The following is a 26,332-nucleotide window of genomic DNA, read 5'->3' as shown; positions in this document are numbered from 1 at the left end:
TCAAATCAGAAGCGAATGTGGGGGGTCAACAGGCCAGAATCGATTAGCCAGCCGAAATATCGGCAATAAGTCTTAGCTCTCGTGAAAATGATTGTAGACCAATTTCGCCACCTGTTCGGAAATGCCATCGACCTTGACCAAGTCCTCGACGGCGGCACGGCTGACCGCCTTGGCCGTACCGAAATGCATCAGCAGCGCGCGCTTGCGGCCCGGGCCGATGCCGCTGATCTCGTCGAGCGGGCTCTTGACCATCTCCTTCTTGCGGCGGGCGCGGTGCGAACCGATGGCGAAGCGATGGACCTCGTCGCGCAGCCGCTGGACGAAATAGAGCACCGGATCGCGAACGGGCAGCGAGAATGGGGCCCTGCCCTTGACGAAGAAGCGTTCGCGGCCGGCATCGCGGTCCTGACCCTTGGCGATGCCGATGGCGACAACGCGATCCTCGATGCCGAGATCGGCCAGGATCTTGCGCACCGCCGTCATCTGGCCCTGGCCGCCGTCGATGAGGATGACGTCGGGCCAGGCGGGGAAGCCGCCCGCGTCCTCGATATCGTCGCCCGGTTCGGTAGGGCCCGCCTCGCCCGCGCCCTCGGTTTGCCGGGCATCGCCATGTTCCTTCAACAGCCGCGAGAAGCGCCGCTGCATCACCTCGCGCATCATGCCGAAATCGTCGCCCGGCGTGATCTCGGTCGAGCGGATGTTGAACTTTCGATACTGGTTCTTCACAAAACCTTCCGGCCCGGCGACGACCATGGCGCCGACGGCGTTGGTTCCCATGATGTGCGAGTTGTCATAGACCTCGATGCGCACCGGCGGCTTTTCCAGGCCGAAGGTCTCGGCAAAGCCAGTGAGCAGCCGCGCCTGAGTTGAGGTTTCGGCCAGCCGCCGGCCGAGCGCTTCGCGCGAATTCTGCAGCGCATTGTCGGTCAGGTCCTTTTTCTCGCCGCGCTGCGGCACCGAGATCGACACCTTGCGGCCGGCGCGGGTGGAGAGCGCCTCCGCCAGCAATTCCTGGTCCTCGACGCCATGCGACAACAGGATGGTGCGCGGCGTCGGCTTGTCGTCGTAGAACTGCGCCAGGAACGATCCCAGCACCTCGCCGGCTTCGAGCGCCGGATCGGCCTTGGGAAAATAGGCGCGGTTGCCCCAGTTCTGGCCGGTGCGGAAGAAGAACACCTGGATGCAGACCTGGCCGCCCTCCTGATGGATGGCGAAGACATCGGCCTCGTCGACGGTCTGCGGATTGATGCCTTGATGGCTCTGCACATGCGACAGCGCCGCCAGCCGGTCGCGATAGATGGCGGCGCGTTCGAAGTCGAGGTTCTCCGAAGCCTGCTGCATGGCGGCGGAGATCTCCGTCTTCACCTTCTGGCTGCGGCCGGAGAGAAAATCCTTCGCCTCGGCGACAAGCCTTGCGTAATCGCCGTGCGAGATTTCGCCGGTGCACGGGCCGGCGCAGCGCTTGATCTGGAACAAAAGGCAAGGCCGGGTGCGGTTCTCATAGAAGGAGTCGGTGCAGCTCCTGAGCAGGAAGGCGCGCTGCAGCGAGTTGATGGTACGGCCGACGGCGCCGGCCGAGGCGAAGGGGCCGAAATAGTCTCCCTTGCGTGAGCGCGCGCCGCGATGCTTGTAGATACCGGGCGAGACATGATCGCCGGTCAACAAGATATAGGGGAACGACTTGTCGTCGCGCATCAGCACGTTGAAGCGTGGCCGCAAGCGCTTGATGAGGTTGGCTTCAAGCAGCAGCGCTTCGATCTCGGTGCGGGTGACGACGAACTCCATCGTCGACGTCTCGCGCACCATGCGGCCGATGCGGCTGGTGTGGAACCGGCCTTGCGCGTAGCTGGTGACCCGCTTCTTCAGGCTGCGTGCCTTGCCGACATAGAGCACGTCGCCGTTGGCATTCATCATGCGGTAGACGCCGGGCGCATTGGGCAGCCGCTTGACCAACGTCTGGATCACCTCGGCGCCGACCATGCCGTCGGCGTCGCCGGCATGCGGGGTCCAGTCGATGGCGGTGAAGGTGACGTCCGAACCGCCGGCTGCAGGCTCGACGACCTCTTCGGCCGCCTCGTCCTCGAGGTCGATTTCGGGCGGCAGGTCGTCGGCGCCACCGCGCGTTTTTTGTTTCTGGTCCATGGGGCTCATTCCGCCATGCCTGTCACATCGGGCGTCTGCCATGCAAGGTGCTGGCCGCCGTCAAGCGCAATCATCTGGCCGGTGACCGAGCGTGCCGCCCAGAGATAACGGATAGTGGCACCGAATTCCGGCAATTCCGGGCCGCGTTTCAGGATCAGCCCGGCAATCTGGGCATCGAAATCGCTGTCGTGCTGGCGCGTGTTCTTCAAGGTCGGGCCAGGACCAATAGCGTTGACGCGGATGCGGGGACCCAGCGCCTGCGCCATCATCTCGGTCGCCGCCCACAATGTCGACTTCGACAGCGCATAGGAAAAATAACGCGGCGTCGGGCGCCAGACGCGCTGGTCGATCATGTTGACGATCAGCCCCTCACCGTTTTGCGGCAAGGCCCGGGCGAAAGTCTGCGCCAACAGCGCCGGCGCCTTGACATGCACGGCGAAATGGCGATCCCAGGCCGGCCAGTCGAAATCCTCAACACTGTCGTGCTCGAACAGCGAGGCGTTGTTGACCAGCAGCGACACCGGCCCGAGCGCCGCCGCCGCGCGGCCGACTAGGTCGCCGACCGCGTTCATGTCGGTCAGGTCGGCAGCAACCACCGCGGCCCGGCCATGTCGACCAAAATGACCACTGTTGATTTCGGCGGCCAGTACCTCCGCCTCGGCCAGCGAGCGATTGCAGTGAATGGCGACGGCAAAACCATGCGCGGCAAGGTCCTCGACGATCGCCCTGCCGATCCGCTTCGCCCCGCCCGTCACCAGTGCCGTCGCGGCGACCTTGCTCATCTGTCAATCCTTAATCCGATGCCGATTCCGACCTGCCGGGATCGCGTCGGCAAATTATGGCCCGCCAAGCGTTAAATCCCATTTCCACCTGGGGCAGGATTGTGGCAAAGTGGCCAGTGGGCGTTCTGGCTCGACCGGAACTCGGACCAGCCCGCCGCAATATAGGGCGCTGGAGCCCTTACACCAAGCCGTGTGCAGTGCAGCACGGCGAACCTGCTGACATTGGCTGTTGCGAAGATGCAACGTCAAGGTTCTGCCTCATTCGTGCCAGGGAATGACCCAAGTTCAGGTTCGCTTCAGCCGCATTTCGACACGACATTTGGAACCGTTGAACGCCGGATCCGTTTCACCCCCCGGACGGGTTGAGGGCGCTCATAAACAACAAGCCTGTGTCCTGTGGCTTAAGGAGTAAAGAACAATGCAAGCCAATCTTAAATTTGCGCGACCGCTCGCGGTGGCGTTTGGGCTGTTCGCCCTCGGCGGAACCGCCTATGCCGCGGACGTGGTTCAGGAAGAGCCGCCGGCACCTGCCCCGATTGCAGAGCTTCCGGTCGCATCCTGGGCCGGTCCCTATGCCGGTGTGAGCGTCGGCTACGGCTTCGCTGGCCACGCCAAAGCCAAAGACATTGGCGTCGACGTCGACACCAAGGGTTTTGTCGGCGGCGTCTTCGGCGGCTATAACTGGCAGCAGGAGAACTTCGTCTACGGTGCCGAAGCCGATATCGGCTACAACGGCGTCAAGGGCGACGATGCCGGCATCGAGGCCAAAGGTGGCTTCGAGGGCTCGCTGCGTGCCCGCCTCGGCTATGCCGTCAGCCCGGACATCCTGCTCTACGGCACCGCCGGTGGCGCGCTGAAGAACCAGAAGATTGAAGCTGCCGGCGTAAGCGACACCAACACGCAGTTCGGCTGGACAGCCGGCGTCGGTACCGACATCAAGATCACCGACAATGTGTTCGGCCGTGTCGAGTATCGTTACACGGACTTCGGCAGGAAGGACTTCGACGGTATCGGCAAAGTTAAGTCGACCGACAATCGCGTCACTTTCGGCGTCGGTATGAAGTTCTGAGTCGTCCAAGCCACGACACGAAAAAGCCGGGCCTCGCGCCCGGCTTTTTTTGTGGCACCGGTTGAGGCCGCCCGCCCTCAAGCCGGGATGGCGGGCTTCAGTTCCGGGAACTTCTCGTCGAAGCGTGCCGCCCAGCGCGTCAGCCGGCCGCGGCCCTTTTCCCATTTTCCGGCGAAGCGCAGCGAGAGATAGCCAAGGCAGGCGCGCAATGCGATTTGGCCTAAGGTGATTTTCTTCGGCAGCTTCGGCGGATTGGCGTTGAGCAGATCGAGCGCGGCCGAAATCTTCGTCCACTGGCGCTCGAGCCAAGGCTGGTAGACCATCTCTTCCGGCCGCGTGCGCCGCTCATAGACCATCGACAGCGCGCAGTCGCAGATACCGTCGGCCAATGCCTCCAGCACCTCCGCCTCAAGGCGCCTGTCGGGATTGCGCGGAAACAATGCGTTCTTCGACATCCGATTGAGATGCTGGGTGATGGCGCGGCTGTCGTGGACCGAGCGGCCGTCATCGAGCACCAGCACCGGGATCTTGCCGAGCGGATTGGCGCCGATCAGTTCGGCCGGCCTTTCCTCCGTCTTTATCGGCACGAGATCGACCGCGATGCCAGCATAAAGTGCTGCCATGCGCACCTTGGAGCTGTAGGGGGAAGTAGACGCGTAGAGCAGTCTGGGCATTGTCGATTCCTGTTTGGCGGCTACAGCTCCATATGCCCCGTTGGACGCGCAAAAGGACGCGGTAGCATTGTGACTTCGCACATGACCCTCACCGAAAATCGATTCCGACAGGGGCTCGTGCGTGGGCACTGTTGACCGATCATGCAGGGTTCATCAACGGCCAGAGGCGGAAAACCGCGCCGCCAGCGTACAACCATTGTCTCGACGTCAATCGCGATGCGATAAGCCGCAGTGCGGCGGCAGACGCGAGCGGGTCGGACAATCCAAATCCGATTGGCTACCAACTCGGCCTTGCACCGAAGGTTAGCCTTTGGCAGCCACGAAAATCCCACCGGACTTCGCCGCATGGCGAAGCCCTGGGAGCTGCGAAAAGACGTCTTCCTCCCGCCTCTTTCTCGTTCTGCCCGACCGTCAACCAAGAAGCGAGGCGCCTGTCCGGCATCCCGCCCTGACTGTCTTGAGTATTGTCCCCGACGGTAGCAGGGCGGCGACTACTTCTTGGCCTTCGCCTTTGCGGGCGCTGCTTTCGGCTTGGCCGCGGGCGCTGCTTTCTTCACTGCCGCAGAAGATTTCGCAGCGGCGGCCTTTGCCGGTGCTGCCTTCTTCGCAGCTGGCTTCGCGGCCGCCTTTGCAGCCGGCTTCTTGGCCGGTGCCGCCTTCTTTGCGGGTGCAGCCTTGGCCGGTGCTGCCTTTGCCTTAGCAGGTGCTGCTTTCTTCACGGCCGGTTTTGCCGCGGCCTTGGCGGCCGGCTTTTTGGCCGGCGCTGCTTTTGCTTTAGGCGCGGCGGCCTTCGCTTTGGCAGCGGGTGCCGCTTTCTTCACAGCAGTTGCGGCCTTTGCCGCGGCTGCTTTTGCTGGTGCTTTCTTTGCCGGTGCCTTGGATGCCGGCGCCTTGGATGACTGCTTAGCCATATCATGCCCCTTCCGTTGTGCCGACGGCCGTTATTGACCCGGCGCGCATTGCATATCTGACTCGCGGCTTGCTAGCCAGCGAAGCATTAGAATGATTTTTGCAGCTTAAGTTTCGGTTACGGCGAGCGCACGACCATTTTACCCTCGCAAAAACCGGCTGCGAATCTTTGTCTCCCGCAGTGAAGTTCTGCGACAGAAATTCTGGCCGCTCTATCTCGACCGGTCTTCTCGTCAAGCTCAGGACCTTTTCGACCAGCTTTGCGCTTCAACGTCCGGCGCTCAGCGCGAACATTGTCCAGAACGAAGGCGGTCGCCCGCCTCGTCTTGTTTGAAAAGATAAACTACAGGTAAGTAGGAAGCAACGCGACGAGCACGCCGCTGCACTATCTTGCACGGCGCGATGAAAGTAAGCAGACAGCTCACATTTCTGAAGGACAGGATATCGTTCGATAGATCCGGTCGAGCCGACCGGCGTGATCGAAAGCGCTTGGCCGTTCAGGCGCCGGGCGGCTCACGGCTCATCTGCAGCCGGCGCGAAGGCTCGGCCCTGTGGAGATGGACGGCGAAGGTATCCCATGGCGGCATGACGGAAATCTGTGCCAGGATGCGCCCCGCTTCACCGCGATGATAGCCGCCGTGCAGTACGACGTGGGTCAGCATTTCCTGTCGCGACATCAATACCTTATCCCCGTCGGTGAACACGAAGGCGAGGGGCTCGGACAGCTGCCGCGACGAAACGGTTTCGAGATAATCGGGATACCAGCGATCGGTCGCTGCGACCGCGGCGCGAAGTTCGTCGAACGCCGGCGTGTCCTCAGTGGTGGCGGCGGAGTAGCCATGGCTTGCGTCAACCAGGTGCGCCGAGAATATCCGCGACACCACATGGCTGTGATCGACGAGCCGTATCACGGCCTGCCGTTCCTTGCCGTGAACATGCGGGTCGAGACTCGCGAGCTTTTCCAGCAGTTCGTCATGGCCCAGGCCTGATAGGCAAACAGGCTGCGAACCAGAGCGAGCGCACTCATGGTCGGTGTCCTTTTCCGGAAATGCGAGTATGTTGTTTATATTTTCAGGAGAATGAGAGGGCGTGTCTACTCGCATTGCAAGACCGCATCCGCGCATGCGCAAGCAGCCGCGCCAGGCGCGTTCCAGGGCAACCGTCGAGGCGATCATCGAGGCAGCGGCTCATGTTCTGAGCGGGCTGGGCTGGGCCGGCTTCACCACCAACAAAGTGGCCGAGACAGCAGGTGTGAGCATCGGCACGCTCTACCAGTATTTTCCCGACAAGCTCTCCCTGCTCGCAGCCGTCCGGCGCCGTCACTTCGATCATGTGCTGTCGGTCATTCGCGATTCGGCGGAAGACCAAAAGCCGCTCAGGACATTCGCGCAGGAGCTGGTGCGCGGCATGATCGCGGCACACAGCATTCACCCGACACTACACCAGGTGCTGCTCGACGAGGCGCCTGGCGATCGTGGCTCCAGGGCCGCCCATGCTTCGTTCCAGGCACAATACCTCAATCACTATGCGGCTGCTGTCGCCAGTTATCGCAAGCCAAGGAAAGGCGCCGACACGGAGGCCGTGGCGCGGGTGCTGTCGTCAGCGATCGAAGGTGTGATCCACAACGCGGCACGCCGGAACATGCTCGCCGCGCCGGAGCTGCAAAAGCAACTCGTCGAACTGATCTGCGCCTACCTATCGGGAGCGGGCCGTACCGGTCGATAGCGCATGGCACGGCGGAAGTCGGGATTTCTGTGTGTCGTTCAAAGCCGGCTTATGAGGTGCGGCAGGGACGATGCCAACAATGCCGCACCTGATGCGGCCAAGAGTGTGAGGACGATCTTTCGAAAAGTCGCCTCGCTAACGCCGATGTAGAGTCTCGCGCCAAGGAGTGTCGGTATCAACATCGCCGGCGCGACGACGGCAAACATCGGCAGCATTTCGAGCTTGATCTTTCCGGCCGCAAGATAGGCGGCCATCGTCATGGAGAGGGTCACAAGGTTGAAATTCTGGATGACAATACGCTGCCTGTCCTTTTCCCATTGGCGCAGCACGCACCACAGCGTTGGAACCGGGCCGGTGAAGCCGCCAAGTCCACCCATGATGCCACCGACCAGACCTATTGCACCGTCTGCAACAGGACCCCCGACCTTGATGGGAGGGAGGCGACGCGCAAAGAGCATCAAGGGACACCAAACGACCAGCAGCGCGCCGAAGACCAGCTTGAACAACTGCACATCCAGCAAGGGCAGGATGGCGACACCGACCGGAATCCCTATGGTCCCGCCAATCAGGAAGGGCAGCAGAAGCCTGAGGTCGAAACCCCGGCGGACGGTGACGGCAGCGATGATCTGACCGGTGAGCGCCCCAAAGACCGCCATGGCAGCAGCCAGTTGGGGTTCCACGGTCCAAACCCAAATCGACATGGCAACCAGGCTGAAAGCGAACCCGGAAAGCCCCTGGACGAAGCCAGCAACGACCGCGCCGAGAGCAACAGTATAAACAAGCAAATCCATGTGGTGCTGTTTCCCCGCAAACTCGTGACAGCAGATCGCGCTTCCCGCGAATGCTGCGCCGCATGGAAACGGTGACGGTCGATCAGGTGGCCGGTGCTAAAAAGTCGGAATCAGCGAGTGCGCGATCAGCGCAGGACGCGGCAGCGGCCGTTGTAGACCATCCAGCGGTCGAAGCCCGACACGCAGAATTCGACATTGTCGCCGATCGAGGCAAAGCCCTGGCCTTCCTCGATCAGGTACCAGATGGTGCGGGCGCGGCCGTCGGAGAGGCTGACGGTGGCGCCGCAATAACGGCGGCCGATCGGCCAGGTGTCGTCGGCCGGCAGATAGCGATGCTGGTGGATGCGCTGGAAGTCGACGATCTGCACATCCGGCAGATGCGGCACGTGATGCACCTGATAGGAGAAGCGGTCGGTGATTTTGTTCAGCACCCAGGCCTCGCCGCACACGCCGCTGTCCTCATCAGTATAGATTGCAAGGTCGGCGGCCTGCACCGCCTGAGTAACGCCAAGAGGCGCAGCCAGCGGCGTGCAAACGGCGAGCAGTGCGGCAAGGGCGGATTGGGCGAAGCGAGTCATGGCAGCCTCTCAAGGTCGACTGCGCGCACTGTGCGGATTCGCTGACGCGCGGTCAAGCGGTTGTAGCGACTATGGTTGTGGTGACGCGGTTGCGCTGAGGGAACGACAACGACCGCATCTCAAACTACTCTCCCGCCAGCCAGTCCAGCGTCCAATGCGATGGCTGCTCGACAGCAAGCAGCCGGTGCAGCGCCGGCAGCAGCGTCCGCAACTCGCCCTCCAGGGTGAAGGGCGGATTGACCACCACCATGCCGCAGCCATCGAGGCTCGGCTCGACAGAGGCCGGCCTGATCTCAAAACCGATGTCGAGCAGCCTGGGAACGCCCGTCTGCTTCAGCGCCTTGCGGAAGGCGGCGACCGCCTTGCGGTCCTTGAACGGATACCAGAGCGCGTAAATCCCTCCTGGCCAGCGCCGATGGGCTCTTTGCAGCCCGTCGACCAAGCGACCGAACTCGCCCTCTTCCTCGAAAGGCGGATCGATGAGGACGAGGCCGCGCTTCTCCTTTGGCGGCAGATGCGCGCCGAGCGCCAGCCAGCCGTCGAGCTCGATCACCCGGGTCTGGAAGTCGCCGTCGAACAGCGACTTCAGCCTGGCGGCATCCTTGGGATGCAGCTCGACCGCCGACAGCCGGTCCTGCTTGCGCATCAGGTGCCGAGCGATCAGCGGCGAACCCGGGTATTTTTTCACGCCGCCGTCCGGATTAAGCGAGCGGACGGCTTCAAGATACGGCGCCAGCAGTGCTGCCACCGGCGCATCGAGGGCCGCATCGACCAGCCGGCCGATGCCGCCTTGCCATTCGCCGGTCTTTTGCGCTTCGGTCGAGGACAGATCGTAACGGCCGATCCCGGCATGGGTGTCGATGACCCGAAACGCCTTGTCCTTCTGCTTCAGATATTCGATCAGCCGGCTGAGCACGACATGCTTGACGACGTCGGCGAAGTTTCCGGCATGGTAGGCGTGGCGATAGTTCAATTGGAGCCCCTGCCCCAGCGAGGCGCTGGCGGCTGCGAATTCGGATTTTCCGGCCGACGGCCGCCGAAACGGAATGCCAGCACCAGCCCGGCCAAGCCGGCCGCCATCAGGGAAAAACCGACCGGTCGCGCCCGGCGGTCGACCTCGCCGGCAGCCGAGCGCAGGACGAGGTCGACGGCCCGCATCGGAATGCCCTCGGCGTCGCCCGGACCAACGGTAAAAATATAGGGGCCGGCGGTAACGGTCGGGATCAGGCCGGCCTCGTCGCGAAAGATCCTGTCCGGCAGTTGCGGACTGACCTGCCGAGGATTGTCGGAATGGTTGAACTGCAGCGTCGAGGCGAGCACCGTCCTGCCGGCGGTGGCGGCAGTGAGGGTCAACACGGTGCGCTGCTGCGAGACGATACGCTCGGCTCTTGCCGTAAGGTCGACCAGCACGCGTAGCGGCCCGTCGCGTGCGCTAAGGGCCACCGTCACTGGCTTGAACCGGCCCTGGTCGTAAACCCTCCAGGTGCCGATCTCACGGCCGGAGAAATTGGTCATCGCCCAGGGATAGACGACGCCGATGCCGGTACCGATGAGCAGTATCAGGGCGAACAGAGAGCGCATGAGGTCAAGACCCGGTATTCGGCGCGCTGGTGCCGTCGCGGGCGCGTTCCATTTCGTCCAGGAGCATATCAAGGCCGAGATCAAACGTCCGGTCAAATTCGGCGGTGCCGAAATAACGCCCGGCCGCAGCTACTTTTGGAAAATCCTGCGCCAGTTGCTCATCGCTGACCGTGGTCACGGCCGAAGGCCCCTTCGCATAGCCGGCAGTCTCGTCGAGGATGGCACCCATCAGATAATAGCCGGTGGTACGGAACAGCCGCGCACCAAGTTCCGGTCCGAAGCCGCCGGCCTCGAACAGGCCGAGGATGCCGTTCAGCCACGCAAGGCAGGTCGGCGAGTTCATCCGGTAGGTAACGAAGAAGCTGGCGAAAGCCGGGTGCTCACGCGCGACGCGGCGGAAATCCTGCACGGCGATGCGCAACCTTTGTCGCCAAGGTAGGTCCGTGTCGGGCATTTCGAGGGAGCCGATCAGCCGGTCCACCAAGGCTTCGAAGAGATGCGCCACCGAAGGAAAGTGGTGATAGATGCTCATCGCCTCGCAGCCGAGTGCAGTCGCCAGCTTGCGCATCGAAAAACCGGCGAGGCCCTCGCTCTCGATCACCTTCAAAGCGGCAGCCTCGATCATCTCGCGAGACAGTCTGCCGCGCGGTCGCTTTTTTTTGATCGATGTGTCCATGGTGCCGCTTGACAACTTACACTGTAAGGTTCATTTTCGACATTACCTTACACCGTAAGGTCTACAAACGCCAGAGGAGAACGTCATGTCTGTGTATCGTACTCTTTCATCAACGCATTCTTCCATCCGCCGTGCCTGCCTGCTCGCCGCCGCCTGTGTGCTGACGCTGGCTGCAACTCCTTCTTATGCCGATGAGTATGACGCAACCGTCAAGGACATCCAGTCGACCATGGGCGGGGTGCCCGGTTTCGTAAAGCAGTTCCCGAAAGCCGGTCTGCCCGGTGCATGGGCCGAGGTCAAGGCTATCCAGCTCAGCGACAAGACGGCGCTGCCGCCGAAGGTCAAGTCACTGATCTCGCTGGCGGTGGCGGCGCAAATCCCGTGCAACTACTGCATCTGGTCGGACACGCAGGACGCCAAGCGGGCCGGCGCTACCGACGAGGAGATCCAGGAGGCGGTCGCCGTTTCAGCGCTGACCCGCCACTGGAGCACCATCTTCAACGGCATGCAGGTCGATTTCGATACATTCAAGAAGGAGATGGGCGGGCAGTAATGCCTTTCGTTGTTAGAGCGGGATGCATTCAGACTGAATTAGCCATCCCGCTCCGACTGTTTGTGTGATCCGCCAGCACCTCATTGATGACCCGCCACGATTTTTCCGCCTCGCGCTGGTTGCCGTCATGTCCCGAAGCGACGATCAGCGCCTTCCACAACGCCCAGCCCCGAGCGCGCGCCCAGCTGTGCTCGTCAAGCGCAATGGCGTCGCGGAACGCTTGGCGGCTCTCGCCGTAAAATTCCGTCCACGCGATCACCAGATCACAGGCAGGATCGCCGATAGCCGAACTACCGAAATCGACCACCGCGCACAGCTTGCCATCTTCGACGAGCAGATTGCCCGAGGCGACGTCGCCATGGACCCAGACCGGCGGCCCTTTCCATCCCGAGGCAAGGGCCGTCGCCCACACGGCCTCGGCTGCGGCCTTGTCGATGCGGCCACCGAGCGCCGAGAGCGCGGCTCGGGTCTCGGCGTCGTAGACCGAAAGCCGGCCGCCGCGGTGGAAATTATGCTGCCCTGCCGGTGGCCCATCGGCAGCGTCGATCCGGTAGAGCGCCACCAAAAAGCCGGCCAGCGAACGGGCGAGCTCAGTAAGATCGGCAATCAGTCCACCAGCCGCCGGTCTGCCGCCAAGCCAGCGATAGACGGACCAAGGCCATGGATAGCCTTCCCCGGGCGCGCCTTTGGCCAGCGGCACGGGTATGGGCAGAGGCAGGTGAGGCGCCAGGCGGGGCAGCCAGCGATGCTCCTTCTCGACCTGGGCGACGTAGGCGGCGGCGCTCGGCAGCCGCACCGACATGTGATCGCCCAGTCGGAACGTGCGGTTGTCCCAGCCGCCAGGCTCGACCGGCTCTACCGGCAGGTCCGCCCATTTGGGGAACTGCGCGGCAATCAGCCGGCGAACAAGTGCGGCATCTATCGGCATGCCTGGTGTTCGTTCATCGGGCGGCATCGGGCTTGCTCAGGTCTTTTGAATAGCCGGCAGTCCATCTTTTTGGCGTCGCATTCTTGCGGCGCCAGTGATTCCACTAGGCGGCAAATTCCCTAAGCCTTGCGTTCCCAGCGCCGGTCGGGCGTTTGCTGCCAGTAGGTCACGGTGTGGCCCGCCTCCTTCATTGTCTTCCAGTGCGTGCGTGCCGCCTCTAGCTGGGCTGCATCGTGACCGTCGAACAGGAACACGGCGCGCTGGTAGCCGCCAAGCTCCGGCGGCACCGCCCCATCGACCAGGAAGCGTATCTGCGCCTGGTTCGGATTGTCAGGGCTGACGGTCAGAAGCACCGGCTGCTCGGCGGGACGGGCTTCGCGGTCCGTTGCGTGGGCCAGGAATGAATCGTCCCGGAAAGTCCACAGATGCTGGTCCAGCGCGTCGCGCCGTTCCTCGGTGCCGGTCTGCACCACGGCGCGCCAGCCGCGATCGATACTGCGCTCCAGGAGGCCGGGCAGCGCAGCCTCCAGCGTCGATTCGGTCAGGTGATAAAACAGAATCTCGGCCATGCGTTCAGTCTACATTTTCGGACCCCCGCCCCAGCCGCTCATTGCTCGTAATGATCGCGCAGCAGCCGGTCGAGCAGCCTGACGCCGAAGCCGGAAGCCCATGACTGGTTGATCTCGTTGGAGGGCGCGCCCATAGCGGTGCCGGCAATGTCGAGATGCGCCCAGGGCGTGTCCTTGACGAAACGCTGCAGGAACTGCGCGGCGATGATGGCGCCGCCGTGGCGGCCGCCGATGTTCTTCATGTCGGCATTCTTGGAATCGATCAGCTTGTCGTATTCGGCACCGAGCGGCATGCGCCACACCCGCTCCTGCGTCGCCTGTCCGGCCGCCGTCAGCCGGTCCGCCAACTCGTCATTGTTGGAAAACAGGCCGGCATAATGCTGGCCGAGCGCCACCATGATGGCGCCGGTCAGCGTCGCCAGATTGATCATGAATTTCGGCTGGAAGCGGTCGTTGCAGTACCACAGCGCATCGGCCAGCACCAGGCGGCCCTCGGCGTCGGTATTGAGCACTTCGATGGTCTGGCCCGACATCGAGGTGACGATGTCGCCCGGTCGCTGAGCGTGGCCATCGACGGCGTTTTCGACCAGCCCGACAATGCCGACGGCATTGACCTTCGCCTTGCGCGCGGCTAGCGCGTGCATCAGCCCGGTGACGGCAGCAGCGCCGCCCATATCCCCCTTCATGTCCTCCATGCCCGAGGCCGGCTTGATCGAATTGCCGCCGGTGTCGAAGGTGACGCCCTTGCCGACGAAGGCGACCGGGCTTTCCTTGGCCTTGCCGCCGTCCCACCGCATGACCGCGATGCGGGCGCCACGCGGCGAGCCCTGCGCTACGCCCAGCAGCGAACCCATGCCGAGCTTCTTCATCTCCTTCTCGGCCAGGATCTCGACCGTGACGCCGAGCGCCTCCAGTTCGGCGATGCGGGTGGCGAATTCCACCGGCCCCAGAACATTGGCCGGTTCATTGACCAAATCGCGCGCCAGCAAGACACCGTCGATCACCGCCGCTTCATCGGCGAAGGCCTTCTTTGCAGCTGCCGGATCGGCGGTGTGAATAGTCACCTTGACCGGCTTTTTTGGCTCGCGCTTGTCGTCACCATTGTTCTTTTTGGTCTTGTACTTGTCGAAGGAATAGCTGCGCAGCAGGATGCCTGCTGCGAGCTGAACGGCTTGCCTGCCGCTGATGGCGGCACCGGGAAGATCGAGCACGACGGCCACTTCGGTTGCCTTGCGAAAGGACGCGGCAATCGTGCCACCGAGCTTCAGCCAACCATAATCATCGAGATTGGAGCCCTTGCCGGCACCGACCGCTACCAGCCGATCGAGCGATGTCCCTTCCGGTGCCAGCACTTCGACCAGGCTGGCGAATTTGCCGCTGAAGTCAGCGACCGGAAAAGCCCGCTCAAGGGTCTTTGCCGGATCACAAGCCCTGGCGGCATCGCTGAGGTCGCCCTCGTCGGCCGCCAGAACGAAAACGCTGCCCTTTTTGGGCGCGGCGAATTTGGCGAAGGCGATCGAGGGTCTCGAATTCATGATGTCCTGCTTTCGGGAAGTGCGTTGGATTATCGCGAGAAGCGTTCGATTGGTCGGACCGAAAGGTGCCGTGTTGTTGCGTCAGTGAGCGGCGGGTTGAAACAGCTCGATGACATTGCCCGATGGGTCTTCGAGCAGGGTCTGGGAACCGCCGACGCCCGTTATGATATCGTTGCGAAAGACAAGTCCAGCACTCTTGAGGCGCGCAACCTCTTCTTTCAGGTCCGGCACCACCAGCAGGATGCGGTTCCAGCCTCCCGGCACCGGCTGCCGGCCATCCGGCATAGCCCGTGCACCCGAACTGCCGGGTCCGCTCAGAAGGAGCCGTAACGCGCCGCGCGTGACGGAAGCAAAAGCCGGTCGCGCGTCCTGTTCGACGGTAAAGCCCAGTTGTCCACAGTAGAAATCGATCGAGGTGGCGACATCATCGACCATGTAGCGAATGCTGACTGGCGTCATGATCATTGACCTTTCGGTTCGAGCACGCTCCAACAAGGCGTGTCTATTGCGGGCGGAACAATCGGCATAGTCCTGCTCACTATCGCTGCTTGACAATCCGCGCCGCTATCGCCCTGGCCTGAATGCGGGCATTGGCGAAACAACCGCGAATGCTCGGCCGCATGCCGGTAAACCACAGGCCGGGCAATTTCGGATCGGCATCGCCGCCGTTGAAAAGCGGAACGCCCTTGCCGTCGAGAACGCCGAGCTTGCCGACCATCTGCTCCAGACCGGTGCGATAACCAGTCGCTGCAATGACGATATCGGGCGTGATAAACCTGCCGTCATTCAACACGACGCCGTCTTGGCTAAATTCCCGCAATGGTGGCACCACCACGATCGTGCCTGCCTTGATGGCGCGAACCGCGCCGTCGTCGGCTGCGATCGCGGTGTAGTCGGCGCTCAGACGGCTCGCACCGCCTGTGGGAGCCGGCGGAAGCCCAAATTTCGTCAGGTCGCCGAAAACCAGGCGCTGGGTTGTCGCCATCACCGCATCGGCCAGCCGCACCGGCAAGCTCGCCATTAACGGTGAAAGCCTGTGGACGGCGACCTTGCCGATGCGTTTCGGCAGCAGAGAGGGGCCGTTGCGGGCCGACAGCCAGATGCTTTGGGCATCTGCATTCGCCAGATGATTGAGTGCGTCGAAACCCGAATTGCCGGCACCGACCACCAGCACCCTTTTGCCGGCGTAGTCCCTCGCATCGCCAAAATCGGCCGAATGGATAATCCGGCCTGCAAAATCCTTCTTGCCTTTCCACGCGGGAATAAACGGCTGCCGGTCGCGCCCGGTGGCGACGACGACATGGCGCGCCAGACGACGTCCGGCGTTCGTCCGCACGGTCCAGTGATCGCCGTCGAACGTGACCTCTTCAACGGCAACGCCGAATGCGACCGGCAGACCATGCGTCTGGCTGAAATCGTTCAGATGGCGAATGACGGCCGATTTATGCGGAAAAGCCGGGGTGCCTGCGGGATAGCCGACACCGGGGAGCGTCGAGAGATCGCGATGGGTATTGAGGTGCAGCCGCTGGTGGCGCCGATGCCAGGGTTCGGCGAGCCGGCTCTCCTTTTCCAGGACGAGCGTCGGTACGCCGGCCTTCATCAAGGCGTGGGCGGCGGCAAGGCCGGCCGCGCCGGCGCCGACCACGATCGCGCCGTCCAAGACGGTTTCCCGACCGGTTTGACTGCGCAATCTTTCCGCTTCCATGCTGGGGCTCAACAGATCCTGACCCGTCTTATCACGCCGCGGCGGTCGCGACCGGCGCGACATTTGGTCGTTTTGCCGCATTTGACAAGACTTTGGCCGAAATCGCTCCCATATGCGATATCGAACCACCTACGATTCGTCGCGGCACGGCCCCGCTTCCCGCCGCAACCTGTTGTTAACCAACAATGTTCGCCCTTTCTTATCCATTGCCGCCGACACTCCGGCCCAGCGGAATGTACGATACGGGACAGAACCCGGATCGAACCGTCAAACTGAGCCAGTTGTACAGCCGGCGCCGGACGACTACCTTGTTCCAAGGCATGATGCCGTTCGAAATCGCCGAGAAAAGCCTTCATGAAGGTCGTTGAACGTTACATCATGCGCCGTGCCTTCGCGGTATTCGCGCTGGCGCTCGTCTGGACGCTGGCGATCGTCTGGACGACTCAGGTCCTCGCCCGCATCGACCTCGTCACCGATAGCGGTCAATCGGCCCTCACCTTTTTCGAAGTCGCAGCGCTGATCATCCCGACGATCGTTCCGATCGTCGTGCCCTTCGCCCTGGTGGTCGCGGTCGCCCAGATCCTCAGCGTGATGAATTCGGATTCGGAGCTCGCCGTCATCAATGCCGCCGGCGCTTCACGCTGGACAATAGTCAGGCCGATCATGCTTCTGGCACTCGCAGCCAGCATTTTTTCGTTCGCGGTCGACAATGGCGTTGACCCCTACGCGCGCCAGAAGAACCGCGAGCTGATAGCATCTTCGCGTGCGGATCTGTTGTCGTTGATCATCCAGGAAGGCACCTTCCGCAAGATCGATGACGGCCTGTTCCTGCAGGTTGGCGAACGGCTTCCCGACAATCGCCTCGGCGGCATCTTCGTCGCCGATTCGCGCGAAGAAGGCGTCAATCTCGTCTATTATGCCAAGTCCGGCAGCATCATCGAACGCGGCGACGAGAAGGTGCTGATGATGAATGACGGGGTGATCCATCGCAAAACCATGACCGGCGACCTCTCGGTGATCCGGTTCACCTCCTATGCCTTCGATTTGTCCGCTTTCATGTCGGCATCATCCGACATCCTGCTTTTGCCGAAGGACCGGACGACCCAGTATCTGCTCAATCCCAGTCCGAACGACAAGATGTACCAGCAAAAGCCGAACAGGTACCTGGCCGAGCTCGACCAGCGTTTTTCCGAGTGGTCCTATTCGCTCGTCTTCGCGCTGATCGCGCTCGCCGTCGCCGGAGATGCACGCTCGCATCGTGAGGCGCGTGTGCACCCGCTGATCACGGCAATCGCGATCGCGCTGTTCGTGCGCTGGCTCGGGTTCTTTGCCGCCGGCAAGGCCGACAAGGTGCCGCAATATGCCTATATGGTCTACGGCGTCCCGATCGTGGCATCGGCGATCGCCATCTGGTTCATTGTTTCCAACCGGACCATGGAACTGCCTGTTGCCTGGGCCGACTGGGTGACCAATCTTGCCGGCCGCTCCAGTGAGGGCTGGAGCGCCATCAAGCTCCGTTTTGCTGGGCGCGGCGCTTCCGGACAGGGAGCCGGCTGATGGGCTGGACTCTGGGTCGATACTTCTTCTTTCGCTATGTGACGATCACCATTTGGTTCTTCATCGGTCTTTTGGCGCTGGTGTTCCTGATCGATTTCACCGAGCTTTCCGGCCGCACGACCGGCGTGCCAGGCTTCACTTACGGAACTGCCTTCGCCATTTCCGGGCTCAGGATGCCGATGATCATGCTGCAGACGGTGCCGTTCGTCGGCCTGTTCTCGGCGATGGCGACCCTGGTGTCGCTCAACCGCAAATATGAATTGGTAATCGCCCGTTCCGCCGGGGTTTCAGCATGGCAGTTCCTGCTGCCATGCTGCATCGGGGCGCTGCTGTTTGGTGCCTTGACGGTCGGCGTCATCAATCCGATAGCCGCGCACGCCTATTCCTGGTCCGAGCAGATCGAGACCCAGCTCCGTTCGGGCAAGTCGAATACGGTCTCGGCCGATGCCGCACCCTGGATCAGGCAGAAAACCAGTTCCGGCGATACCATCATCGGAGCGCGCGCCATTCTCAATCAAGGCTTGGAGATGGCCGACGCGGTCTTCTTCAGCTTCAGTCCGCAAGGCGATATCATCGAGCGCAAGGATGCGGCGCGCGCGTTTTTGCGGGACGGCTACTGGGAATTGCAGGACGTCAAGGTGTTCCGGGACGGCACCATCCAGTCGTTACCCAGCGATCGGCTGCCGACCAATCTCAAGCCGGAATTCGTGCAAGAGCGGTTGGCGCGCCCTGAGACTATCCCCTTCTACGATTTGCCCGGCAAAGTCGAGGTGGCCCGCTCCTTCGGCCTCAAGGCAAATGCCTTCGCCATGCAGTTCGATTCCCTGGTGGCGCTGCCCTTCCTGCTCGTGGCGATGACGCTGATTGCGGCAACGGTATCAATGCGATTTGCGAGGATGGGGCAGTCGGCGACGATGATTCTGGGTGGCATCGTGGCCGGCTTTCTGCTTTATGTCGTTTCGGTGCTGGTCAAGGCATTCGGCGTAGCGGGATTCGTACCCACAGCCGTAGCGGCTTGGGTCCCGGTTGTCGTGGCTATGTTCTTCGGGGTGACATTCCTGCTATACAAGGAAGACGGCTAGTGAGGGAGGCGGTTTTGCGCAGCCATAGGCACGCCGGTTTGGCACGCCTCTCTGCGGCGAGCGCCTTGGCATGCCTGCTTGCCAGCGTCGCCCCGGCTGCTCCGGCTTTTGCCCAGGACGTCAGTGAGCTGGCAACGAAGGTTCCGAGTGGCACGCAGATGCTGCTGGCAGCCGATACGCTGGTCTACGACAACGACAAGCAGACCGTGACGGCCGTCGGCGGCGTCCAGATCGACTACGGCGGCAACCGTCTCGTCGCCCAGCGGGTCGAATACAACCGCAACACCAAACGCCTCGTCGCCAGCGGCAATGTCGAACTCGTCAATAGCGACGGCACCAAGATCTATTCGCAGCATGCCGACATCACTGACGATTTCGCCGACGGCTTCGTCAACGCGCTGCGGGTCGAGACCATAGACAAGGCCTACTTCGCCGCCGAAAGCGCGGAACGCATGGGCGGCGTGCTGACGACATTCCACAATGGCGTCTACACCGCGTGCGAGCCGTGCGAGGACAAGCCCGACAAAGCGCCGATCTGGCGTATCAAGGCCAGGAAGATCATCTGGAACGGCGAAAAGAAGACGGTTCGCTTCGAAAACTCGAACTTCGAGTTCTTCGGCTTTCCGCTGGCCTATCTGCCGGCTTTCGAGATCGCCGACCCAACGGTCAAGCGCAAGAGCGGCTTCCTGATTCCCGGCGTCGCCTACAAGAGCGACCTCGGCGTGGGTGTTAAAGTCCCCTATTATTTCGCGCTCTCGCCGACCTACGATCTCACTGTCACCGGCAGCGGCTATACCAAGCAAGGTTTCCTCGGTGAGGCCGAGTGGAGGCAGCGCTTCAACAATGGTCAGTACAGCCTGAAAATTGCAGGCATTCGGCAGGAGAATCCCGACGCCTTCATCGACGACAATGGTCACAACGTGAATTCGGGTACCGAAGGCGACCCGAACAGGTTCCGCGGCATGATGGGCACCCAGGGCCAGTTCGCTATCAACCCGCGCTGGGACTTCGGTTGGGACATCCTGCTGCAGAGCGACAAGAATTTCGCGCGCACTTACGACATCGATGGCTTCAACGACAGCGTGCACCGCTCCGAGGTGTATCTGACGGGACTCAACGATCGCAATTACTTCGATGTGCGCGCCATGCACTTCGACGTTCAGGAAGACACTCTCGCCAGCGATCCGACCGCACGCGCCGCCAAGCAGCCCTGGGTGCTGCCCTCGCTCGACTACGCCTATATCCCCGACATGCCGGTGGCCGGCGGGCAGCTCTCGTTCGACGTCAACGCGCGGGTCATAGACCGCGACAGGCTCGATACGGCTCTTGCAGATTCGGGCGTCCCTTCGTCCGTCAACAACGTTCGTGGCATCGACGGTCAATCCGGCCGTCTTACTGCGGAAGCCGAATGGAAGCGCACCATCACCACCGATGGCGGGCTGCTGCTGACGCCGCTCCTGGCGCTGCGCGGCGACGCCGGCTATGTCAACGCCTCCTCCGCCTCGCTCGACGCCATCAACCAGATGGCGACCAATCTCGGCGTTGAGGACGATATGCGTTCATCGCTTGCCCGCTTCATGGCGACCGCCGGCCTTGAGATGCGCTGGCCGGTGCTGTTCTCGATGACCAGTTCCAGCCATGTCTTCGAGCCGATGGCGCAAGTATTCGTGCGTCCGAACGAGCAATATGTCGGCGGGCTGGCGGTTCCCAACGAGGACGCCCAGAGCTTCGTCTTCGACGCCACGACGCTGTTTGAGCGCGACAAATTCTCGGGCTATGACCGCATGGAAGGCGGCACACGCGCCAATGTCGGGCTCCGCTATTCCGGCGCATACGACAATGGCTGGGGCACCAATGCGGTGTTCGGCCAATCCTACCAGCTCGGCGGCCAGAACTCGTTCGGCACGCCGGATCTGGTCAATGTCGGCGCCTATTCGGGTCTTGAAACTGCAACCTCCGACTATGTCGGCCTTGTCGGCTTCAACAGCCCCAGCGGATTTTCCGGCTCGGTCAGCGGCCGTTTCGACGAGCAGAGCTTCGAGATCCGCCGCGCTGAGGTAAAGGCCGCCTTTTCAGGCCTGCCGGTATCGCTGAGCGCCAAATATGCCTTCATCCAGGCACAGCCGCTCTATGGCTTCTCCACGGATCGCCATGAGGTCACGCTCGGCGCCTCGACGCATCTTGCCGAGAACTGGCGCGTCTTTGGCACCGGCACATATGATCTTGAGCAGAGCGTGCTGGTCAAGGACGGCGTCGGCTTTGCCTATAGTGATTCGTGCTTTACCTATTTGATGACGTTTTCGGAAAGACGTGACCTTAACACCAGGGAAGTGTCGCAGAACGTCGGCTTCAACCTGTCGTTCCGCACGCTCGGCGATTTCGGCTCGTCGCAACGCTCCATCGACACCATCCAATAACGGCAGTATCCAATAACGGCAGTCGGCAACGGGGTGGCTGGCGGACGACATTGTTTCGCCGCATAGAGCAGGCACGGATTTCGGCGACCTGAACTGGGATGGGTTGGGTCGAATCGGGATGGAACTGGGATGCTTTCGATGAGGAAATACCTCTTTTCGGCAGGGTTCGCGCTGCTGGTGGCGTTCTCGACCACCGCAGTGACGCGGCCGGCTTTCGCCACCGAGATCAAATACGTCGTCAACAACGTACCGATCACCACCGGCGACATCCAGCATCGGGCCGCTTTCCTGCGCCTGCAGCGCAGAAAGGGCGATGCCGGCCAGGAAATGATAGATCAGACGCTGCGCTCGGCCGAGGCTCGGCGCCTAGGCATCCGCATCAGCGATGCGCAGGTCGATGCCGCCTATCAGCGTTTCGCCACGAACAACAAGATGCAGCTCAAGCAGCTTGACGGTGTAATGGCGCAATCAGGCGTCACCAAGGAGCACTTCAAGGAATTCATCCGAGCGCAGATGGCCTGGAACCAGGCGCTGTCCGCGCGCTACCGCTCCGCCGACGGGGGCGGCGCCATAAGCGAGCAGGACGTCGTCAAGCGCATGCTCGAAAAGGGCGGCAGCAAGCCGAGCGCCACCGAATACATGCTGCAGCAGGTCATCTTCGTGGTGCCGGCAGCCGAGCGCAGCGCGACGCTGGCCAAGCGCAAGCGCGAAGCCGATGCCATGCGCGCCCGCTTCAACGGCTGCAACACCACCCGCGAATTCGCCAAGGGCCTGATCGACGTCACCGTTCGCGACCTCGGCCGGGTGCTGGCGCCGCAACTGCCGCCGGACTGGGCCGAGCAGATCAAGGCCACCAAGGTCGGCGGCGCCACCGCGACGCGCGAGACCGACCGCGGCGTCGAATTCGTCGGCATCTGCTCGTCGCGCGAAGTGTCGGACGACAAAGTCGCGCAGATGGTGTTCCAGAGCGAGGGCTCGAGCGACAAGAACGCCGACGAGCTCTCAAAGAAATATGTCGAGGAGTTGCGGAAGAAAGCCCGCATCATCGAGCGCTGAAGTCGGCATCGCCGTGCCTGACACAGAGCTTCCGCTGGCGTTGAGCGTCGGCGATCCGTCCGGTGTGGGGCCGGACATCGCCATCGCCGCTTGGCAGGCCCGCGACAGCGCCGGCGTTCCGTTTTTTTATCTCCTTGCCGATCCGGCGCTGATTGCCGCGCGGGCGCACGGGCTCGGCACCGATATCGCGATTGCCGAGACGACGCCGGCGCTAGCGCCTAGTGTGTTTTCGCGCGCGCTGCCGGTGGTGGCGCTTTCCGCCCGTTTCGTCGACAGTCCCGGCCGCCCGGATCCAGCCAACGCCGCCGGAATCATCGAGGCGATCGACCGCGCCGTTGCCGACTGCCTGGCCGGCCGCGCTGCCGCGGTCGTCACCTGCCCGATTGCCAAGAAGCCGCTCTACGATGCCGGCTTTCGCTTTCCCGGCCACACCGAATATCTGGCGCATCTGGCATCACTTCACACCGGCACCGAAGTGACGCCGGTGATGCTGCTTGCCGGTCCGGACCTGCGCACCGTGCCGGTCACCATTCACATCGCACTGGCCGAGGTGCCGAAGGCGCTGACGACCGACCTGATCGTCGCCACCGGCCGCATTACCGCCGCCGACCTTGCAAACCGCTTCGGAATTGCCAAGCCGCGGCTCGCCATCGCCGGCCTCAACCCTCATGCCGGCGAAGGCGGCGCGATAGGCACCGAAGACGAGCGGATCGTGCGCCCGGCGATCGACAGGCTGAGGCAGGAAGGAATAGAAGCCTTCGGGCCATTGCCGGCCGACACCCTGTTTCACGCTCGCGCCCGCGCCGGCTATGACGTGGTGCTCTGCATGTATCATGACCAGGCGCTGATCCCCGCCAAGGCGCTGGCGTTTGACGAGGCAGTCAACGTCACGCTCGGCCTGCCCTTCATCCGCACCTCGCCCGACCACGGCACCGCCTTCGACATCGCCGGCAAGGGCATTGCCCGTGCCGACAGCCTGATTGCGGCGCTGAAACTCGCTCGCCTGCTTGCCGATACCGGGAAAAGGCCGTAGGCCACTGGGCCCAATGAGCCCAATTCGATGGCCTTAACCCGACGAGCCCAGCCCGATGAGCCCAGCCCGATGAGCCCAACCCTATGAGCATAGACGGCCTGCCGGCACTGCGCGAGGTGATCGAGCGCTATGGGCTGCAGGCGAAAAAGGCACTCGGCCAGAATTTTCTGCTCGACCTTAACCTGACAAGCAAGATTGCGCGGACCGCCGGCGACCTGAGCGACGTTACGGTTATCGAGGTCGGTCCCGGTCCGGGTGGGCTGACTCGGGCCCTGCTCCTCAACGGCGCCCGCCGGGTCGTCGCGATCGAGCGCGACGAGCGCTGCCTGGCGGCCTTGGCCGAGATCGCGAACCACTATCCGGGTCGGCTCGAGATCGTGGCCGGCGATGCGCTGAAAACTGATTTTGCAGCGCTTGCCAAAGGAGCGCCGGGAAGCGGGGGGTCGGCGAAAATCGTTGCCAACCTGCCTTACAATATCGGCACCGAATTGCTGATCCGCTGGCTGACCGTGACCGAGTGGCCGCCTTTCTACGCGTCGATGACGCTGATGTTCCAGCGCGAGGTCGCCGAACGCATTGCAGCCAGCCCCGGCAGCGAGGCCTATGGCCGGCTCGGCGTGCTTGCAGGCTGGCGGACGGAGGCGAGGATTGTCTTCGACGTGCCGCCCCAGGCGTTCACGCCGCCACCCAAGGTGACGTCCTCGGTGGTGCATCTGGTGCCGCGCGCCAGCCCCTTGCCGGCAGAGGTCAAACGGCTTAGCCGCGTCACCGAAGCGGCGTTCGGCCAGCGCCGGAAAATGCTGCGGCAGAGCGTGAAAAGCCTCGGCGGCGAGGCACTGCTCACCCGCGCCGGCATCGATCCGACCAGGCGTGCGGAGACGCTCAGCGTCGAGGAATTCATTCGCCTGACCAACGCGGTGTGATGCCGGGAAGCGCCCGCGTGGAATTTCCGCTCTCATGGCATAGATAGCCGGACAAACCCTGCCCGGAGACAAACAGTGGCCGCCTATGTCATTTCCGACGTCACGATCCGTGACACAGAGGCTATCGATGCCTATCGCGCCCGCGCGGCTGCCTCCATCGCCCAGCATGGCGGGCGCTATCTGGTACGCGGCGGCGAGGTGGAAAGGTTGGAAGGCGACTGGTCTCCCGGGCCGCTGATCATCGTGGAATTCCCCGACATGGACACGGCGCGGCGTTGGTACCGCTCCGCCGAATATGCCGCGGCATTGGAACTGCGCGACGCCGCGCTCAGCCGCAATCTGATCCTGGTCGCGGGGACAGCGCCTTGATCAATCCGTCTTCTCATCGAGCAGCCCCGAGACGAAATCGAACAGGCCCGGCCGGCGATCGCGTCTGAGCCGTTCGGCCGTAACGATGCCGCGCACCTCGGCGAAAGCGCGGTCGAGATCGTCGTTGACGATGACGAAATCATACTCCTTCCAGTGCTCGATCTCGTTGCGGGCGTTCTTGAGCCGCGTCTCGATCACCGCTTCCTGGTCCTCGGCGCGACGCTTCAGCCGCGCCTTCAATTCCTTCATCGATGGCGGCAGGATGAAGATCGAGACGATGTCGGCGCGCATCTTCTCCTTGAGCTGCTGAGCGCCCTGCCAGTCGATGTCGAACAGCATGTCGCGGCCTTCGGCCAGCGCCTGTTCGGCCGGCTCGCGCGGCGTCGCGTAGCAATTGCCGTGCACCTCCGCCCATTCGAGCAGCGCATCGGAATCGCGTAGCCGCTCGAACTCGCGCATGGTGCGGAAGTGGTAATGGACGCCCTCGATCTCGCTGCCGCGGCGTGGCCGCGTGGTGACCGAGACCGACAATTCGAGGCTGGAATCGCTCTCCAGCAGATTGCGCGCAATCGTCGACTTGCCGGCGCCTGACGGCGACGACAAGACCAGCATCAGCCCGCGGCGCCGAATGCGGGAACCCAAATCCCTAGCGGTCATGGGGCTTGGCAGTCATGTGGCTTGGCATCGGGATCATTCCAGATTCTGGACCTGTTCGCGAAACTGGTCGACAACCGCCTTCAGTTCCAGCCCGATGGCGGTGACCGCGGCAGCATTCGACTTGGAACACAGCGTATTCGATTCGCGGTTGAATTCCTGTGCCAGGAAATCGAGCTTGCGGCCGATGGCGCCACCGCCGGCGAGCAGCGCCCGCCCCGACGTCACGTGCGTCTTCAGCCTGTCGATTTCCTCGCGTATGTCGGCCTTGGTGGCCAGAAACGCCGCTTCCATATGCAGCCGGCTGGCGTCCAGGTTGGCGGACGCGTCCATCAACAGGCGGATCTGCTCGGCGAGCCTTTCGCGGATCGTGGCCGGCTCGCGTGATGGATCGGCCTCGGCCCGCAGCGTCAGCGCCTCGATGGCATCGATATGGCCGGACAGCAGGGAACGAAGTGCGGCACCTTCGCCCTGGCGCGCCTGCTGCAGCCCGTTCAGTGCTGCTTCCAGCGCCGACAGTATCGCGGTATCGAGCGCACTGCGCGCCTCTTCGGTTTCGATGGTTTCGGGAATGTCGAGCACGCCGCGCAGCGCAAGCAGCCCGTCGGCCGCCGCAGGGGCTACCCCGAACTGCTCCTGCAGCCGCTTGGCCAAGCCCGCCAGATCCTTCAGGAAAGCCTCGTTGACCACGGGTTGCGCTTGTGCGCCGGCGGCGCGGCCAATGGTCAGCGTCATCTGAAAATTGCCGCGCGCAAAACGCTTTTGCACCGTCTGCCGGACGGCCGGCTCCAGCCGGTCGAAACCTTGCGGCAGCCGCAACCTGACCTCGACGCTTTTGCCGTTGACGGACTTGGCTTCCCAGGCAATCGAAGTACCGTCGTGTTCGGCGACACTGCGCGCAAAACCGGTCATGCTCTGCAAGTTCATGTAGCCGTGCGTCCCTTTGCCGAATGCCCTCAAGCCGGAGCGATTTTCTCCGGGCAGGATCATGTGAATTTTAATGCCATAGCAGCCCTTGCACATC

General features: G+C 62.8%; 27 protein-coding genes. 10 read left to right on the top strand and 17 right to left on the bottom strand.

Features of this window, described 5'->3' with window-relative positions:
- Positions 1 to 72: 72 nt before the first annotated feature.
- Together uvrC and NKJ17_RS17925 are read right to left on the bottom strand one after the other, a co-directional pair.
- Positions 73 to 2,151, bottom strand: a complete 2,079-nt coding sequence (uvrC, locus tag NKJ17_RS17930; protein WP_352689596.1) for an excinuclease ABC subunit UvrC — start codon at positions 2,149 to 2,151, stop codon at positions 73 to 75.
- Complete coding sequence (locus NKJ17_RS17925; protein WP_352689595.1) at positions 2,148 to 2,924, bottom strand: SDR family oxidoreductase; 777 nt, start codon at positions 2,922 to 2,924, stop codon at positions 2,148 to 2,150. The genes uvrC and NKJ17_RS17925 overlap by 4 nt, the downstream gene beginning before the upstream one ends.
- 418 nt (positions 2,925 to 3,342) lie before the next feature.
- Here NKJ17_RS17925 and NKJ17_RS17920 point away from each other — a divergent pair, with 418 nt between their 5' ends.
- A complete protein-coding gene (locus tag NKJ17_RS17920; protein ID WP_254820293.1) occupies positions 3,343 to 3,993 on the top strand; it encodes an outer membrane protein in 651 nt (216 codons plus the stop codon).
- A 77-nt stretch (positions 3,994 to 4,070) separates the two neighbouring features.
- Here NKJ17_RS17920 and NKJ17_RS17915 read toward each other — a convergent pair whose 3' ends face one another.
- The 3 genes from NKJ17_RS17915 to NKJ17_RS17905 form a co-directional block, all read right to left on the bottom strand.
- Positions 4,071 to 4,667 (bottom strand): glutathione S-transferase family protein, encoded by a 597-nt coding sequence (locus tag NKJ17_RS17915; RefSeq protein WP_352479252.1) that lies wholly within the window; start codon positions 4,665 to 4,667, stop codon positions 4,071 to 4,073.
- Positions 4,668 to 5,158: 491 nt separating this feature from the next.
- A complete protein-coding gene (locus tag NKJ17_RS17910; RefSeq protein WP_352479251.1) occupies positions 5,159 to 5,578 on the bottom strand; it encodes a hypothetical protein in 420 nt (139 codons plus the stop codon).
- Positions 5,579 to 6,073: 495 nt separating this feature from the next.
- Positions 6,074 to 6,487: a DinB family protein gene (locus NKJ17_RS17905; RefSeq protein ID WP_352689594.1), complete on the bottom strand. Its 414-nt coding sequence runs from the start codon at positions 6,485 to 6,487 to the stop codon at positions 6,074 to 6,076.
- A gap of 178 nt (positions 6,488 to 6,665) precedes the next feature.
- Here NKJ17_RS17905 and NKJ17_RS17900 point away from each other — a divergent pair, with 178 nt between their 5' ends.
- Positions 6,666 to 7,301, top strand: coding sequence for a TetR/AcrR family transcriptional regulator (locus tag NKJ17_RS17900; protein ID WP_352507914.1), 636 nt, complete (start codon positions 6,666 to 6,668; stop codon positions 7,299 to 7,301).
- A 38-nt stretch (positions 7,302 to 7,339) separates the two neighbouring features.
- Here the strand turns inward: NKJ17_RS17900 and NKJ17_RS17895 are convergent, their stop codons facing one another.
- From NKJ17_RS17895 to NKJ17_RS17875, 5 genes are all read right to left on the bottom strand, one after another.
- Positions 7,340 to 8,092 (bottom strand): sulfite exporter TauE/SafE family protein, encoded by a 753-nt coding sequence (locus NKJ17_RS17895; RefSeq protein WP_352507915.1) that lies wholly within the window; start codon positions 8,090 to 8,092, stop codon positions 7,340 to 7,342.
- Positions 8,093 to 8,217: 125 nt separating this feature from the next.
- On the bottom strand, positions 8,218 to 8,670 hold the full coding sequence (locus NKJ17_RS17890; protein ID WP_352507916.1) for a hypothetical protein: 453 nt from the start codon (positions 8,668 to 8,670) through the stop codon (positions 8,218 to 8,220).
- A 124-nt stretch (positions 8,671 to 8,794) separates the two neighbouring features.
- Positions 8,795 to 9,643, bottom strand: a complete 849-nt coding sequence (locus tag NKJ17_RS17885; RefSeq protein ID WP_352689593.1) for a 23S rRNA (adenine(2030)-N(6))-methyltransferase RlmJ — start codon at positions 9,641 to 9,643, stop codon at positions 8,795 to 8,797.
- Entirely contained in the window at positions 9,640 to 10,251 is a 612-nt protein-coding gene (locus tag NKJ17_RS17880) for a hypothetical protein (RefSeq protein WP_352507919.1), read from the bottom strand. Before NKJ17_RS17880 ends, NKJ17_RS17885 begins: the two co-directional genes overlap by 4 nt.
- Before the next feature lie 4 nt (positions 10,252 to 10,255).
- Positions 10,256 to 10,927 (bottom strand): TetR/AcrR family transcriptional regulator, encoded by a 672-nt coding sequence (locus NKJ17_RS17875; RefSeq protein WP_254820301.1) that lies wholly within the window; start codon positions 10,925 to 10,927, stop codon positions 10,256 to 10,258.
- Positions 10,928 to 11,012: 85 nt separating this feature from the next.
- Between NKJ17_RS17875 and NKJ17_RS17870 the strand changes: the two genes are divergently transcribed.
- Positions 11,013 to 11,480, top strand: a complete 468-nt coding sequence (locus NKJ17_RS17870; protein WP_254820302.1) for a carboxymuconolactone decarboxylase family protein — start codon at positions 11,013 to 11,015, stop codon at positions 11,478 to 11,480.
- A gap of 28 nt (positions 11,481 to 11,508) precedes the next feature.
- Here NKJ17_RS17870 and NKJ17_RS17865 read toward each other — a convergent pair whose 3' ends face one another.
- From NKJ17_RS17865 to NKJ17_RS17845, 5 genes are all read right to left on the bottom strand, one after another.
- The gene (locus NKJ17_RS17865; RefSeq protein ID WP_352507921.1) at positions 11,509 to 12,408 is read right to left on the bottom strand and encodes an aminoglycoside phosphotransferase family protein; all 900 of its coding nucleotides are present in this window, start codon (positions 12,406 to 12,408) and stop codon (positions 11,509 to 11,511) included.
- Positions 12,409 to 12,527: 119 nt separating this feature from the next.
- On the bottom strand, positions 12,528 to 12,977 hold the full coding sequence (locus tag NKJ17_RS17860) for a DNA polymerase III subunit chi (RefSeq protein ID WP_352507922.1): 450 nt from the start codon (positions 12,975 to 12,977) through the stop codon (positions 12,528 to 12,530).
- A 38-nt stretch (positions 12,978 to 13,015) separates the two neighbouring features.
- Positions 13,016 to 14,512 (bottom strand): leucyl aminopeptidase, encoded by a 1,497-nt coding sequence (locus tag NKJ17_RS17855; protein WP_352689592.1) that lies wholly within the window; start codon positions 14,510 to 14,512, stop codon positions 13,016 to 13,018.
- A gap of 81 nt (positions 14,513 to 14,593) precedes the next feature.
- A complete protein-coding gene (locus tag NKJ17_RS17850) occupies positions 14,594 to 14,977 on the bottom strand; it encodes a VOC family protein (RefSeq protein ID WP_352507925.1) in 384 nt (127 codons plus the stop codon).
- 73 nt (positions 14,978 to 15,050) lie between these two features.
- Complete coding sequence (locus tag NKJ17_RS17845; protein WP_352689591.1) at positions 15,051 to 16,217, bottom strand: flavin-containing monooxygenase; 1,167 nt, start codon at positions 16,215 to 16,217, stop codon at positions 15,051 to 15,053.
- A gap of 354 nt (positions 16,218 to 16,571) precedes the next feature.
- On the opposite strand from NKJ17_RS17845, the gene lptF reads away from it, so the two are divergent.
- The 7 genes from lptF (at position 16,572) to NKJ17_RS17810 (ending at position 24,654) form a co-directional block, all read left to right on the top strand.
- Entirely contained in the window at positions 16,572 to 17,774 is a 1,203-nt protein-coding gene (lptF, locus tag NKJ17_RS17840; protein WP_352689590.1) for an LPS export ABC transporter permease LptF, read from the top strand.
- Positions 17,771 to 18,856, top strand: coding sequence for an LPS export ABC transporter permease LptG (lptG, locus tag NKJ17_RS17835; RefSeq protein ID WP_352689613.1), 1,086 nt, complete (start codon positions 17,771 to 17,773; stop codon positions 18,854 to 18,856). The genes lptF and lptG overlap by 4 nt, the downstream gene beginning before the upstream one ends.
- On the top strand, positions 18,856 to 21,273 hold the full coding sequence (locus NKJ17_RS17830; RefSeq protein WP_352689589.1) for an LPS-assembly protein LptD: 2,418 nt from the start codon (positions 18,856 to 18,858) through the stop codon (positions 21,271 to 21,273). The genes lptG and NKJ17_RS17830 overlap by 1 nt, the downstream gene beginning before the upstream one ends.
- Positions 21,274 to 21,402: 129 nt before the next feature.
- Positions 21,403 to 22,329 (top strand): peptidylprolyl isomerase, encoded by a 927-nt coding sequence (locus NKJ17_RS17825; protein ID WP_352647392.1) that lies wholly within the window; start codon positions 21,403 to 21,405, stop codon positions 22,327 to 22,329.
- 13 nt (positions 22,330 to 22,342) lie between these two features.
- Positions 22,343 to 23,362, top strand: coding sequence for a 4-hydroxythreonine-4-phosphate dehydrogenase PdxA (gene pdxA / locus NKJ17_RS17820; protein ID WP_352689588.1), 1,020 nt, complete (start codon positions 22,343 to 22,345; stop codon positions 23,360 to 23,362).
- An 83-nt stretch (positions 23,363 to 23,445) separates the two neighbouring features.
- On the top strand, positions 23,446 to 24,285 hold the full coding sequence (gene rsmA, locus NKJ17_RS17815; RefSeq protein ID WP_352689587.1) for a 16S rRNA (adenine(1518)-N(6)/adenine(1519)-N(6))-dimethyltransferase RsmA: 840 nt from the start codon (positions 23,446 to 23,448) through the stop codon (positions 24,283 to 24,285).
- A gap of 75 nt (positions 24,286 to 24,360) precedes the next feature.
- Positions 24,361 to 24,654, top strand: coding sequence for a DUF1330 domain-containing protein (locus NKJ17_RS17810; RefSeq protein ID WP_352689586.1), 294 nt, complete (start codon positions 24,361 to 24,363; stop codon positions 24,652 to 24,654).
- Here NKJ17_RS17810 and gmk read toward each other — a convergent pair whose 3' ends face one another.
- A complete protein-coding gene (gmk, locus tag NKJ17_RS17805; protein ID WP_254820312.1) occupies positions 24,655 to 25,311 on the bottom strand; it encodes a guanylate kinase in 657 nt (218 codons plus the stop codon). It lies immediately after the preceding gene.
- A 33-nt stretch (positions 25,312 to 25,344) separates the two neighbouring features.
- Positions 25,345 to 26,235: a YicC/YloC family endoribonuclease gene (locus tag NKJ17_RS17800; RefSeq protein WP_352689585.1), complete on the bottom strand. Its 891-nt coding sequence runs from the start codon at positions 26,233 to 26,235 to the stop codon at positions 25,345 to 25,347.
- Between the last annotated feature and the right edge of the window lie 97 nt (positions 26,236 to 26,332).

It is taken from the genome of Mesorhizobium sp. M0208, assembly GCF_040322015.1.
Lineage (GTDB): Bacteria > Pseudomonadota > Alphaproteobacteria > Rhizobiales > Rhizobiaceae > Mesorhizobium.
Note: the sequence above shows the minus strand (reverse complement) of the source record. Positions and strands in the feature narration are given on the sequence as shown.

Bases quoted from the DNA above. Each gene is read 5' to 3' on its own strand.
- uvrC (WP_352689596.1), bottom strand. From the start codon at position 2,151: ATGAGCCCCATGGACCAGAAACAAAAAACGCGCGGTGGCGCCGACGAC.
- NKJ17_RS17925 (WP_352689595.1), bottom strand. From the start codon at position 2,924: ATGAGCAAGGTCGCCGCGACGGCACTGGTGACGGGCGGGGCGAAGCGG.
- NKJ17_RS17920 (WP_254820293.1), top strand. From the start codon at position 3,343: ATGCAAGCCAATCTTAAATTTGCGCGACCGCTCGCGGTGGCGTTTGGG.
- NKJ17_RS17915 (WP_352479252.1), bottom strand. From the start codon at position 4,667: ATGCCCAGACTGCTCTACGCGTCTACTTCCCCCTACAGCTCCAAGGTG.
- NKJ17_RS17910 (WP_352479251.1), bottom strand. From the start codon at position 5,578: ATGGCTAAGCAGTCATCCAAGGCGCCGGCATCCAAGGCACCGGCAAAG.
- NKJ17_RS17895 (WP_352507915.1), bottom strand. From the start codon at position 8,092: ATGGATTTGCTTGTTTATACTGTTGCTCTCGGCGCGGTCGTTGCTGGC.
- NKJ17_RS17890 (WP_352507916.1), bottom strand. From the start codon at position 8,670: ATGACTCGCTTCGCCCAATCCGCCCTTGCCGCACTGCTCGCCGTTTGC.
- NKJ17_RS17880 (WP_352507919.1), bottom strand. From the start codon at position 10,251: ATGCGCTCTCTGTTCGCCCTGATACTGCTCATCGGTACCGGCATCGGC.
- NKJ17_RS17875 (WP_254820301.1), bottom strand. From the start codon at position 10,927: ATGGACACATCGATCAAAAAAAAGCGACCGCGCGGCAGACTGTCTCGC.
- NKJ17_RS17870 (WP_254820302.1), top strand. From the start codon at position 11,013: ATGTCTGTGTATCGTACTCTTTCATCAACGCATTCTTCCATCCGCCGT.
- NKJ17_RS17865 (WP_352507921.1), bottom strand. From the start codon at position 12,408: ATGCCGATAGATGCCGCACTTGTTCGCCGGCTGATTGCCGCGCAGTTC.
- NKJ17_RS17860 (WP_352507922.1), bottom strand. From the start codon at position 12,977: ATGGCCGAGATTCTGTTTTATCACCTGACCGAATCGACGCTGGAGGCT.
- NKJ17_RS17855 (WP_352689592.1), bottom strand. From the start codon at position 14,512: ATGAATTCGAGACCCTCGATCGCCTTCGCCAAATTCGCCGCGCCCAAA.
- NKJ17_RS17850 (WP_352507925.1), bottom strand. From the start codon at position 14,977: ATGATCATGACGCCAGTCAGCATTCGCTACATGGTCGATGATGTCGCC.
- NKJ17_RS17845 (WP_352689591.1), bottom strand. From the start codon at position 16,217: ATGGAAGCGGAAAGATTGCGCAGTCAAACCGGTCGGGAAACCGTCTTG.
- lptF (WP_352689590.1), top strand. From the start codon at position 16,572: ATGAAGGTCGTTGAACGTTACATCATGCGCCGTGCCTTCGCGGTATTC.
- NKJ17_RS17825 (WP_352647392.1), top strand. From the start codon at position 21,403: ATGCTTTCGATGAGGAAATACCTCTTTTCGGCAGGGTTCGCGCTGCTG.
- rsmA (WP_352689587.1), top strand. From the start codon at position 23,446: ATGAGCATAGACGGCCTGCCGGCACTGCGCGAGGTGATCGAGCGCTAT.
- gmk (WP_254820312.1), bottom strand. From the start codon at position 25,311: ATGACCGCTAGGGATTTGGGTTCCCGCATTCGGCGCCGCGGGCTGATG.
- NKJ17_RS17800 (WP_352689585.1), bottom strand. From the start codon at position 26,235: ATGAACTTGCAGAGCATGACCGGTTTTGCGCGCAGTGTCGCCGAACAC.